The 11,653-nt window shown below is 65.8% G+C and carries 10 protein-coding genes; 5 read left to right on the top strand and 5 right to left on the bottom strand.

The window, feature by feature from the left end; all coding sequences use genetic code 11:
- Positions 1-6: 6 nt before the first annotated feature.
- The 4 genes from galE to RPS27_RS16435 form a co-directional block, all read right to left on the bottom strand.
- Positions 7-999 carry a UDP-glucose 4-epimerase GalE gene (galE, locus tag RPS27_RS16450; protein WP_212067932.1) on the bottom strand — a complete coding sequence of 331 codons (993 nt, stop codon included), beginning with the start codon at positions 997-999 and terminating at the stop codon, positions 7-9.
- A 21-nt stretch (positions 1,000-1,020) separates the two neighbouring features.
- Positions 1,021-1,824, bottom strand: a complete 804-nt coding sequence (locus RPS27_RS16445) for a WecB/TagA/CpsF family glycosyltransferase (RefSeq protein ID WP_194405990.1) — start codon at positions 1,822-1,824, stop codon at positions 1,021-1,023.
- Positions 1,817-4,189: an exopolysaccharide transport family protein gene (locus tag RPS27_RS16440; protein ID WP_313754137.1), complete on the bottom strand. Its 2,373-nt coding sequence runs from the start codon at positions 4,187-4,189 to the stop codon at positions 1,817-1,819. Before RPS27_RS16440 ends, RPS27_RS16445 begins: the two co-directional genes overlap by 8 nt.
- 291 nt (positions 4,190-4,480) lie before the next feature.
- Positions 4,481-5,281 (bottom strand): bifunctional 2-polyprenyl-6-hydroxyphenol methylase/3-demethylubiquinol 3-O-methyltransferase UbiG, encoded by an 801-nt coding sequence (locus tag RPS27_RS16435; protein ID WP_212067934.1) that lies wholly within the window; start codon positions 5,279-5,281, stop codon positions 4,481-4,483.
- A 163-nt stretch (positions 5,282-5,444) separates the two neighbouring features.
- On the opposite strand from RPS27_RS16435, the gene RPS27_RS16430 reads away from it, so the two are divergent.
- Positions 5,445-5,669, top strand: coding sequence for a hypothetical protein (locus RPS27_RS16430; RefSeq protein WP_313754136.1), 225 nt, complete (start codon positions 5,445-5,447; stop codon positions 5,667-5,669).
- A 6-nt stretch (positions 5,670-5,675) separates the two neighbouring features.
- A complete protein-coding gene (locus tag RPS27_RS16425) occupies positions 5,676-6,704 on the top strand; it encodes a glycosyltransferase family 2 protein (RefSeq protein WP_212067935.1) in 1,029 nt (342 codons plus the stop codon).
- 3 nt (positions 6,705-6,707) lie between these two features.
- Here RPS27_RS16425 and RPS27_RS16420 read toward each other — a convergent pair whose 3' ends face one another.
- Positions 6,708-7,700 (bottom strand): glycosyltransferase, encoded by a 993-nt coding sequence (locus tag RPS27_RS16420; RefSeq protein WP_212067936.1) that lies wholly within the window; start codon positions 7,698-7,700, stop codon positions 6,708-6,710.
- A 245-nt stretch (positions 7,701-7,945) separates the two neighbouring features.
- On the opposite strand from RPS27_RS16420, the gene RPS27_RS16415 reads away from it, so the two are divergent.
- The 3 genes from RPS27_RS16415 (at position 7,946) to RPS27_RS16405 (ending at position 11,649) form a co-directional block, all read left to right on the top strand.
- The gene (locus RPS27_RS16415) at positions 7,946-9,046 is read left to right on the top strand and encodes a glycosyltransferase (RefSeq protein WP_212067937.1); all 1,101 of its coding nucleotides are present in this window, start codon (positions 7,946-7,948) and stop codon (positions 9,044-9,046) included.
- A gap of 3 nt (positions 9,047-9,049) precedes the next feature.
- Positions 9,050-10,402, top strand: coding sequence for an O-antigen ligase family protein (locus RPS27_RS16410; protein ID WP_212067938.1), 1,353 nt, complete (start codon positions 9,050-9,052; stop codon positions 10,400-10,402).
- Between the two features lie 101 nt (positions 10,403-10,503).
- Complete coding sequence (locus RPS27_RS16405) at positions 10,504-11,649, top strand: GNAT family N-acetyltransferase (protein WP_212067939.1); 1,146 nt, start codon at positions 10,504-10,506, stop codon at positions 11,647-11,649.
- Positions 11,650-11,653: the final 4 nt, after the last annotated feature.

The following is an 11,653-nucleotide window of genomic DNA, read 5'->3' as shown; positions in this document are numbered from 1 at the left end:
GATTGCCTAACGCGGCCTGAACGGATGTGCCGTCTGGTGCCAGGCCCAGGCGGTTCGGATCACCGTAGCCAGGTCGGAATGGCGCGGCACGAAGTTCAGCACCTGTCGCGCGGCAGACGGATCTGCGACCAGATAGGTGGGATCGCCGGCGCGGCGCGGCTTGACGGTGTGCGGCACCTCGCGTCCGGTCTCTTGCCTGATGGCGTTGAGGATCTCGCGCACGGAGAAGCCGGCTCCGGTGCCGAGATTGAAGCTGCCGCCGGCATGTCCGCCTTCCAGAAGCTTCAGGGCCGCGACATGCGCCGCCGCAAGGTCGGTGACGTGAATGTAGTCGCGGATCGCGGTTCCGTCAGGCGTGTCGTAGTCGTCGCCGAACACTGCGAAGTCGACATGGCCCTGCAGCGCCATCATGGCGCGGGGGATGAGATGGGTCTCATTGTCGCGCAGCTCGCCGATGCCGCCGGCGGGATCGGCACCGCTGGCGTTGAAATAACGCAGGCAGAACGCGCCGAAGCCATAGGCAGAGCGGTAGTCGGCGAGCATCCGCTCGATCATCCACTTCGATGCGCCGTAGGGGTTGATCGGTGCGCAGGGAAAGTCTTCCGGCAGTTCCTTCGAATCGGCATTGCCGTAGACGGCGCCGGTTGAGGAGAACACGATGCGCTGGCAGCCTGCGTTGCGCATCGCCTGCAACAGCGACAGCGTTCCCTGCACATTGTTGACATAGTATTTCTGCGGATCGGTCATGGATTCGCCGACCAGGCTCGCCGCCGCGAAATGCATCACCGCCGTGATTTCATGGTCGGCGAAGGCGCGTGCCAGCGCCGCGCCGTCGAGCAGATCGCCCGTGACCAGGGGGCCGGCAACGAAGCTGCGATGGCCTGTCGAGAGATTGTCATAAACGATGGGCTGATAGCCGGCGGCGGTCAATGCGCGGCAGGCATGCGAGCCAATGTAGCCCGCGCCCCCGGTGACGAGGACGGTCGGTCGGTCTGTCATGTCGTGTCTTCTGCTCTTCTCTTAGCGGAGGGGTCGTTTGCGGCTGAAGAGAAGATAGAGCGCGCGGGGGTTGGTGGTCAAATAGCGCCAGAACAGGCGCCGCGGCTCGAGCAAGGTGCGCCAGACCCATTCGAGTCCGATCTTCTGCATCCATTGCGGCGCGCGGGAACGGCTTCCTGACAAGAAGTTGAACAGCCCGCCTGATGTCTTGATAACGCCAACATTGGTGAGGTGCGGCGTGAACTCCTTCACGAATGCCTGCTCGTTGGGCACGCCTAGCGCGACCCACAGATAATCAGGCGCAAGTGCGTTGATCTCATCGACCTTTGCGCGCAGCGCCTCGCCTCGCAGATAGCCGTGGCTGTATCCGACGATCCTGAGATTGGGATACATCTTCTGGACGTTCTCGACGGCCGCGGCGTTCTCCGCCTCGCTGGCGCCCAACATGTAGAAGGTGCGGCCGGCCGCTTCCGCCTTGCGCGCGACGACGTGGAACAGGTCTGTGGTGGCCACGCGCTCGGGCAGCGGAAACCAGGATTGCAGCTTCGAGGCGGCGACCAGCGGCTGACCGTCCGCATTGATCAGATCGGCGGCGCGGAACAGATGCTCGGTCTGCGGCTCGGTCGAGCAGCGCGCCAGCACCTCGCCATTGGCCGAGGTCAGGAACAGCGGACGGCCGATACGGTGATTGGGATCGGTCGCCTCGATCATGAAATCGGCGGTGGCTTCCAGGTCGAGCGCGGCCATGCGAAGCCCGCCGACGGTGATCCGCGGCACGTCGGCAGTCGCTGCCCGTCCATCGAGGTTGACGCGGCGCTCAAGCATATTGTCTGCCTCGCTGACGCGCTTCGACTGAAGGGGTGAGCTCGTCGAGCACGACGCCGACGAGCTTGCGCTCGGCGCGGCCCAGCGCGGTCAGGACCTCTTCGAGGCTGTCGTTGATGTCGTGGCTGGTCGGCAGCACCGCCACCAGCGCGTCGGTGTCGTCGAGCAGCTTGCGGTCGCCGGCAACAAGCGGCATCGCGGGGCCGTCGAGGATCACGAGGTCGTAGCCGCCTGCGGCGCGCGCCTGCGCGATCGCCTTGCGGATCGCCTCGGCGGCCTTGCCGGCATCGCCCTCGCCGGCCGGCAGCACCGAAATGCCGTTGACCGTCTTGATCTCGCGTGCGGCCTTGCTGCCGATCGAGAGCCAGCCGAGCCTGCTCGGCTCGTTCTTGCCGGGGCGGCTGACCTTGTTCGAGAGCGCGTGGGCCTGATGGTCGGCGTCGATCATCAGCACGCGGGCGCCATCGCGCGCAGCCGCGAGCGCGAAGTTCAGCGCGCTCACGCTGCGTCCGGTGGTCTCGCCGGTGCCGACGAGCGCAATGACGGGCATCGCCTTGCCGCCGGCGCGGCGGGCCACGGCCGCGCGCATGTCGCGCCAGGCGTTGAGCAGCTTCGTCAGGGGAAAGCCGGGCCGCAATGTCGGCCAGCCGAGCCGGGTGAGATCGACGCCGCCGCCGGTGGTGAGAATGGCGCCGAGCGTGTGAATGACGTCGGCCTCCTGCAGGCGCGCGATCAGCGGCTTTTCGATCAAGGGGCTTTCGACCATCGCGGGTTGCAGCGGTGGTGCGGCAAGTTCGGGCGGGAGCTGCGCGACTTCGGGGGCTCGCAACGCCGGCTCGGGCTGCGATGCTTCCAGCTCTCGCGAAACCTCGGGAACGCGGGTCTTCTCCGGCACCGGCTTGCGTTCGCGGCGGGCCGGCGCGGGCGCTGGCGCGGTTGCGCCGGCGAACAGCAACTCGGCCGCGACGAACCAGCTCGACGCCGCAAGCGCGCCGAAGATGAAGCCGATCATGGCGAACAGGCTCATCGCGGGCGGGAACGAGCGCCGCTGCGGCACTGTCGCCTCGCCGATGATTCGGGCCGCCGAGGTGTTCAGGCTCTCCTGCTCCTCGGTCTCGCGAGAGCGCTTGAGGAAGGACTGGTAGACGTCGCGGCTGGCATCGGCTTCGCGCTCGAGCTCGCGCAGGCGCACGGCGGCCTGGCTGAGCTGGACGCTTTGCCGCTTCTGCGCCTCCAGCGCCCGGTTGAGCGAGGCTTCGAAGTCGCGGGCGCGCGTCAGATCGTTCTTGGCGGATTGGGCGAAGCGGTCGATCTCTTCGCTGATGGTACGCTTGAGGTCCTCGACCTGCTTCTCGGTCTGGCGCAGCGCCGGATGGCGTGGCCCGAGCTCACCGGCCTGCTCCGCGTACTTCTTGCGCGCATCGGCATATTGCGCGCGCAAATTCGCGATCGTCGGCGATTGCAGCGCTTCCGGAATCGCCCCGGCGTCGGCGGCGGTGCGGCGGCTCGCCTCGATCTGGTCGAGCCGTGCCTGGGCATCCATCGTCGCCGCGCGGGCCGCGGAAAGCCGCTGGTTACTGGCGGAGAGCTGCTGGTCGCTGATCAGCGCATCCTGGGTGCCGACGAAATTGTTCTGGGCCTTGTAGGTGGCGAGCGCGGTCTCGGCGTTGCGCAGCCGCTCGCGCAGCTCCTTGAGGCGGCCGGAGAGATCGTTGGTGGCGCGCCGGGCGGCTGACGCCTGCGAATTGCGGGATTCCGTGAGGTAGGCGTTGGTCAGCGTGTTGGCGAGCATCGCCGCCTTCGCCGGATCCATCGACCACACCTCGATGTCGACGATGAAGCTCTTCTCGGTCTTGCGGATCGTGATGTGCCGGTTCAGCGCCTCGAGCGCCGCGAGCTGCACTTCGCTGTTGGCCGCGGCGGAAGGCGGGGGAGACTGAAGGCCGATCAGGCCGAGCAGCGACGACATCAGGCTCTTGCCGTCGCCGCCGCCGAATTCCGGATCCTTGTCGAGACCAGCCTGCTGGATCACCTTGAGCAGGACGCTATTGGCGGTGATCAGGCGCGCCTGGCTCTCCACCACCATGGACATGCCGGAGACGTCCTGCGCGCGCGGCGTGAGCTCACGGTCGACGAGCTGAAGCTCGCGCGGATCGACGTAGAGCTGGGCGGTAGCGGTGTAGCGGGGCGTCAGGTTCTTGCCGATGGTGACGGCAAGCGTTGCGCCGAGCAGGGCAGCCGCGGCAATCGCGACCTTGCGCCGCCAGAGCAGATTGGCGAGCTCCAACACGTTGAAGCCGGCCTGGGACTTCTGTTGCGGGGACTCGGGTCTCGCCCGATCTATTGGCTGGTTATAGTCAAGCATGATCCCCAGCTTCCATTCCAACTGCCGCAGGCTGAGGGGTTACTCTTCGCTCTACGCCATGCACCCGGGATATAGGTGCCCAATCAACGCAACAGGGAAAATTAACCATACTCATTGAGGGACTATTCACCGAAATGGCAAACAAACCGTTTAAGCGCCTGCCACTCCGCGATGCGTCCTCGTGACGCCGGGGTCGCGAGGGCTCCCTGGACATTAACGGTTCGTTACCGCGCACGGCTCGGCTGCGGGTCTCCGCATGTCCTATGATGAGCCGCTTGCGCGCCATGATCGTCAGCTCTTGCGCAGGATGACGTGATAGTCGCCGCGGCGGACGTCGGTGCCGTGCGATAGCATGGTGTTCAGCAAGGCGGCGCCGGCATCCACGAGGGCCGCGAACAGCGGCTTGCGCCGGCGCATCTCGGGATAGCGCGGACTCTCGACCTCGCGGAGGTAGATCATTTCGAGGCCGTTGGCGGCCGCGAACGCCTCGAGCCGGGGCAGCGTCACCAGCGGATGGAAGAAGGTCGGGAACGGCGGCTCGCCGGGCAGACCGGCATCCTTGATGCCGCGAATGTGCCGGTAGAACCAGACGTGAAACCAGTGCGGCGAATATTTGGTGACGACGCCGGACAGCGAACGCGGATTGGGCGCGCCGATCAGGATCATGCCGCCGCGCTTGAGCGCATCGCGGAAGTTCAAGAGCGCGGCGTCGACATGGGGCAGATGCTCGATCACGTTGTAGCAGATCACGAGATCGAAGGTCTGCTGCGCGAAACGGTAGGTCTGGACGTCGCCGAGGATCGCCTCGTCCGCATAGCCGTTGTTGCGGACCTGGTCCTCGTCGATATCGACGACGGTGACTTTGCTGCGGCCGAGCAATTCCGGCGGCAGGACGCTGCACGAGCCGCCACCGGCCTCGTAGATGGCGAGTTGGCCTTTCGGCAACTCGCGGCGCAGCAGGTCGTGAACGGTGAGCAGGCTGTCGCGGGCTTCGCCGGGGACGAGATCGTGCAGCGCCTGGACGGGTGCGGTGGCCGCGGGGATCTGGATCGCCGTGGCTGTCGCGAAATCGATCGTGGCTGGCTTGTTCATGTTTCTTGACCGCGCTTGTTCTATTCAAATTTACAGGAAAAATCTCGCATGCCCGAAGAGCAAATCTGATGCCGGGCGCTGTCACCGATCGCAGTGCTTAGGGTCCGGTTAATGCGCATGCGCATTAACTACGGTATTGTTCATGTTGGATGGCTGCAGTCGCATGGACCGCGAATTGCAGTATCACGTGCGCATGATTTCGCGGGAGAAACAGGCGAAAGCGGTTAAGCGCATGATGATGTCTGGGGACAGCCGGCAGATCGGCGCGAGGCCTCTGCAAGCGCCTTCGGCTGGCTGTTCATTTTGGGATGCATCTGTCCCGCGGCGATGTGCCGTCGCGGGATGCGTGATCGACGCAGGGCTTTTTCAACATATCTCGGACATCTAAGACGTCATGACATTGATCCCGACAGACCTGGCCGCCACGCGCATCTCGGATGCCGTGCGCGATCCCAACCGGGAGATCGCGGCGAGCTCCCGCGTGATCGACCTGTCGGTCGGCATCGTCGTCTGTATTCCCTGTTTCCGCCGTCCGCAGCATTTGCGCCTGACACTGGACTCGCTGGCGAACCAGCGGACCCCGCGTTCCTTTGCCGTCGTCATGGTCGAGAACGATGCTGCGCGGCGCGAAAGCGCCCCGGTCGCCGCGGAGTTTCTGGCCGCCGGCAGGCTCCAGGGTGTCTGCCTCGTCGAGAAACGGCAGGGCAATTGCCAGGCGATCAACGCTGCGTTCGAGACGGCGCAGGCGCTGTTTCCCGCCGCGACCCGTTTCCTGATGATCGACGACGACGAGATTGCATCACCCGACTGGCTCGAGCTGATGGTCCGCACGGCGGAGGCGACCGGCGCCGACGTGGTCGGCGGGCCGGTGCTGCCTGACTTCGAGGACGACAGCAAGCCCTGGCTGTCGCGTCACCCCGCCTTCGCTCCCGCCTACGACTATTCCGGCGCGGTGCCGCTGATCTATGGCTGCGGCAATTGCCTGATCACACGGTCCGTTTTCGAGCGGTTCGATCGTCCCGCCTTCGACCTCAGTTTCAATTTCCTCGGCGGCGGCGATTGCGACTTCTTCGTGCGCTGCCGCGACGCCGGCATGATGTTCCACTGGACGGCGGAGGCCGTCATCACCGAGACCGTGCCGCAAAGCCGCACCAGCCTCGGCTGGATCGCAAAGCGCGGCTTGCGCATCGGTGCGATCAATTACCGCGTGCAGTCCAAGGCGGCTCAAAGCGCCGGCGCCCGCGCGTGGGTGTTCGCGCAGATGCTGGGGCGGCTGCCGCTGTCGCTGGTCCGGTCCGCGCGCCTGCTGGCGACGTCGAAGGCCGTCGTCGCCATGCATCCGGCGCTGGTCGCGCTCGGCTCCATGCTCGCAGCGTTCGGCTTCGCGCCGAAGCCGTACGAGGCCTCCAAGATCGTGTCGTGACGGTCAGATGCCGAAGCGGGCGAGGGCGGTCCTTGCCGTGGCACGCGGCAGCGCCTTGAGCGAACGCCGGCCGATCATCCCGAGATAGCCCAGGGCCTGGCGATAGCGGCCGAAGCGAACCGCCTGCATCGCCGCATAGGTGATGAGATGAAGCTCGGCGGTGAGGCGCAGCCTGGGAGCCATGCCCTCGGGCAATCTGGCCAGGATCAACCCGTCGTCGAACACCCGCTCGACCGCCGGAAGGAAGTCCTTTGGCGTCCGGACCGCGGCGTTCATGGTGTTGGCCGTGTGCAGCCGATAATCGAGCAGCAGCTTTGGCGCGAATTCGAACTCGCCGATCGCGGCGAGGCGGCACCAGCAATGCCAGTCCTCGCAATATCGCAGCGACGTGTCGAAGCCGCCGATGGCACGGAAAGCTTCCGCGCGGGCGAGCGCGATGCCGCCATTGACGATGAAATTGCCGGCCGCGAGCCGCGTCAGTACGTCGCCGGACGGCTTGCGGCGTCCCCTCAAGAGGTCGCGCCGGCCGATCTGGCGTCCCTCATGGTCGATCGTATTGTAGTCGCCGTAGACGAGAACCGCGCGCGGCGCGCCGCGTGCCGCGGCCAGCAGCGAGGCTACCGCGCCGGAGCGCAGGCGGTCGTCGGCATCGAGGAACAGCAGCCACTCGCCGCTTGCATGGCGCGCGCCGAGATTGCGCGCCGCCGATACGCCGGCGGAATCATTCGTCATCAGGCGCAGCCGCGGGTCGCGAATGGCGCGGACGATCGCGGTGGTGTCGTCGGTGGAACCGTCGTCCACGACGATCACTTCGCTCACCTCACCCTGAGCCAAGGCACTGGCAAGGGTTTCACCGATATAGGCCGCAACGTTCTTGGCGGGAATGACGACGGAGACCGAATGGGTCGAGCCCGACGGCAGCGGCTGGCGTACCGCCGGAACGATGCGCGTGGAGGCCGGCAAATCGAGAACGTCTTCGGCGGTGATCTGGGCCACGGCTCGCCTTTAAGAGTCTGTTAACCAGGGTGCATCTGCGTGAGGGGATGATGCGGTCGATCGCAGCATTGGCTGCGCGCCAATGATACTCCGCATTGCGGCCGGATCGTCGCCGCGAAGGCGCGCGTCGGCGCGGTTTCGTCAATTAGCGTTAAGCCGCTGGCATTAAGCCTGTGGCAAATTCGGAAGAGTGCGACGGCCGGTCCCATGCGAGAATGCGCATCTGGCTGCCGCGGATGGATCCAGTGCCCGCAAAGACGTTCGAACACGACCCCGATGCGATGATCCTCAACCTGTTCTATGAGGACAAGGACGATCGCTGGTTTCCCGGCGACCGGCATCTGCGGCGCATGGCGCGCCGCCTGCTGCTCGGCGAGCCGCGCATGAGCGGCCAGCTGCGCGTGTTCCTCAATCTCTGTGCGGGGCTCGACCGCCTCGGCATCCGCTACCGTGTCAATGATTACGGCTACATCGCACAGCATCCGGAGGAGCTGGCCTGCATCATCGGCCGCACCTTCCTGCTCGACAAGTTCGCGTGGAAGAATCCGATCCTGCTCGGCGTCGCCGCCCACAATCATCCGCTCGACGATCCTGACCTGTTCAAGCGTCTGCCGGTGAAGAAGGTCGTGGTGCCCGGCCCCTGGTACGTCGACATGTACCGGCCGCATTGGCCCGACACCGAGGCTTGGCCGATCGGCATCGACACGGATCTGTGGGCGCCATCGCGCGCCTCCCAGAAGACCTTCGATGTGCTGATCTACGACAAGGTGCACTGGGATCGCGAGCGCTACGCACCGGAGCTGATCGAGCCCGTCCGCGCTCGCCTGCGAAAAGAGGGATGCTCCTTCACGGAGCTGCGTTACGGCAGCTACAAGGAAGAGGATTTTCAGGCCGCGCTGGCGGCCTCGCGCGCGATGATCTTCCTGTGCCAGAACGAAAGCCAGGGCATCGCCTATCAGCAGGCCCTGTCCTGCGGCGTGCCTGTGTTCGCCTGGGATCCGGGCGGACCGTGGCGAGACCCCGACTACTATCCGCATCGCGTGCAGTTCGCGCCCGTGTCGTCGGTGCCCTATTGGGACGACCGCTGCGGGGCCAAATTCGCGGACATCGCGGGCTTCGAGGCAGGCTGGGACAATTTCTGGGCCGGGTGCGCCGCCGGCGCGTTCGATCCGCGCGGCTTTATCCTGGACAACCTCACGCTCGAGCAACGCGCGCTGCAATATTACGAAATCGCGCGAAGCATCGTGCGGCAGCCGGAGGGGCAGAGTTCCGGCGCGCCCGTTGACGGCCTCTCAGCGGAGCCGCGCCCCGAGCCAGAGCTTCACCGGCGTCACCAGATGTCTTGAACCATGGACCGCAGCGCCGCCGACATGAGCGACGTCGAGGCCCGATCGTTGGGCCGGATGCTGTGCGAGGGTCTTGCGCAGCTGAATGCCGTGCAGGCCGCGCGCTGTCTCGTCGCCGTCGCGTCGCTGCTACTGGTGCTGGTGACGCTCGATCCCTTCCCTGACCTGCGCAATGCCGATGTCACCACGATCGGCGGTGGACGAATGGCGCTGGCCTATCTGTCCTGGGGCCTCCTGGCCGCGGTTGCGGTGCTGTTCGTGGCGACCACGGATGGGCCGGCGTTGAAGAGCCTGGTGACGCCGCTTCATCTCTGTCTCGTCGGTTGGCTGCTGATCAACATCGTCCTGTCCGAGAGCCGCGGTGTGTCGATCCAGCGCTTCGCGCTTCTCGCAAGCGTGACGTCGCTCGCCATCCTGCTGCCGCTGCTGCCGCCGACGCAGCGCAGCTTCAATCTGTGCCTGGGTGCGGCCGCGCTGGTGCTGCTCGCGCTCTGCTATCTCGGCGTCCTCCTCGCGCCGCAATATTCGATCCACTCCGCGCTCGACATCGCCGAGCCGCAGCTCGCCGGCGACTGGCGCGGCAGCTTCGGCCACAAGAACGTCGCTTCGCCCGTGATGACCATCCTGGTCTATGTCGGCATCTATCTGTGTGCCGTGGGCTCGTTCGTGATGGGCCCGGCGATTGCGGCGCTCGCCGGCATCTTCCTGATCTTCACCGGCGGCAAGACCTCCTCGGTGCTCTGCCTTGCGATCTACGCGCTCGCGTCGCTGGCCTATCTCACGCCCGGCCTGTGGCTGAAGCGGATCATCTGCTTCGTGCCGCTGCTCGTGATGAACCTGCTGACGGTCGGCAGCGTGATGAGCCCCGCGCTCGGAGCGTTGACGCGGCTGCTGCCGCTCGATCCCACCTTCACCGGCCGCTCCGCGATCTGGGAGTTCGCGCTCGCGGCCGTCGCCGAGAAGCCGATCATCGGGCACGGCTACGCGGCTTTCTGGGACGACGTCACGGCCCGGCAGACCGCCCAGGGCGCCGAATGGGCGACGTCCGCGGCGCACAGCCACAACAGCTATCTCGACCTCGCGGTCACCATCGGCCTGCCGGGCTTGCTGCTGGTGATCCTCGTCTTCGTGCTCGCACCGCTCGGCAATTTCCAGTCAGCCCAGGCTCACAGCCGCAGTGGCGCGCTGGCCAAGCTGTTCCTGACCGTGTGGCTGTTCGGCCTGTATTACGGAGCGACCGAGACCTTCCTGCTCGAACGGCAGAATCCGATCTGGTTCATGTTCGTTCTGGCCGTGGCCGGCCTGCACTTCCTGGCGCGGTTCCAATGCGTCGCGCAGACGGAACCGGCGCCATGAGAGCTTTCGCGTCTGTCGGCAGTGGCGATAGCTTAACGATAAGCCGGTCTGCGACAAAACATGATCTATCCGGAAACACTCAGGAATCGTATGCCCCGCCGATGTCGGTTGTCGGCGTCGAGCAATTGGATGGTCTTGTGTCCGGCACCTCGGACATCGCGATCGATTTCGCACGTGACTGGCGTCAGGCTGCGTCGCGCCTGACTGTCGGACATCGTACTGCCTTTCAGCATGGCTACTGGCTCGGTCCCTGGTACCAGGCGTTCGATGACGTCGCACCGTTGATCGCCGTGATCTCCGATGCCGCCACCGGCAAGACGATCGCGATGGTGCCGATGATGAGCCATGTCAGGCGCGGCATCCGCATCGTCGAATTCGCCGATCTCGGCGTCTCCGACAACAACGCGCCGATCCTGGCGTCCGATGTCGCGTTGGACGCTGCGGCGGCGCATGCGATCAGCAGGGCATTGGTCGAGGCGCTGTGCGCCTTGCCGGACCGCTTCGATCTGCTTCGGCTGAGGAAGATGCCGGCTCAAATCGGCGGCAAGCCGAATCCGCTGGTGTCACTCGGGCGGATCGGGTCCTCCTCGCTCAACGGCAATCTCGTGCTGATGGGGCACGACTACAGGGACTATCAGGCTTCGATCAAGCGCATGCAGATGCCGCGCTGCTGGCGCGTCTTCAGCCGGCACCCGGGTGCTCGCTTCGAGATCGCCACGGATGTCGCGCGCGCACATGAACTGATGGATGTGATGGATGTCCAGCAGCAGGCGCGCATGCGCCGGCTCGGCTCGCGGTTCGTCCTCAACGACGAGACTCATGCGCGATTTTATCGCGAGGTCGCGCGCCAGGGCGTTACGGAAGGCCATGCGGTCGTGTCGGCATTGGTCTGCGACGAGGGTATCGTCGGCACGTCGTTCGGCATCAGGCAAGGCGCGACCTATTACCTGCTGCGCATCAGTCACGCCGGCGATTCATGGTCGAGCTGCTCGCCGGGACTGCTCGTCACCGAGCGCACGATGGCGGCGCTGCATGCAGAGGGCGTGCGTCGCTTCGACCTCAGCATCGGCAATCAGGACTACAAGCGGCGCTTCGGCGCCGAGAGGGTGCCGCTGACGGACGTCAGCGTCGCGCTGTCCTGGCGGGGCTTGCCCTACGCCTGGCGCGATCATGCCGCGCAGGGCCTGCGCCGCTATCCCGCGGCCGCAGCCCTTGCCGCACGGGCCATGGGCAAAGGCATACGCTGAAGCG

Origin of the sequence: Bradyrhizobium sp. WYCCWR 12699 (assembly GCF_032144035.1) — a bacterium.
GTDB lineage: Bacteria > Pseudomonadota > Alphaproteobacteria > Rhizobiales > Xanthobacteraceae > Bradyrhizobium.
Note: the sequence above shows the minus strand (reverse complement) of the source record. Positions and strands in the feature narration are given on the sequence as shown.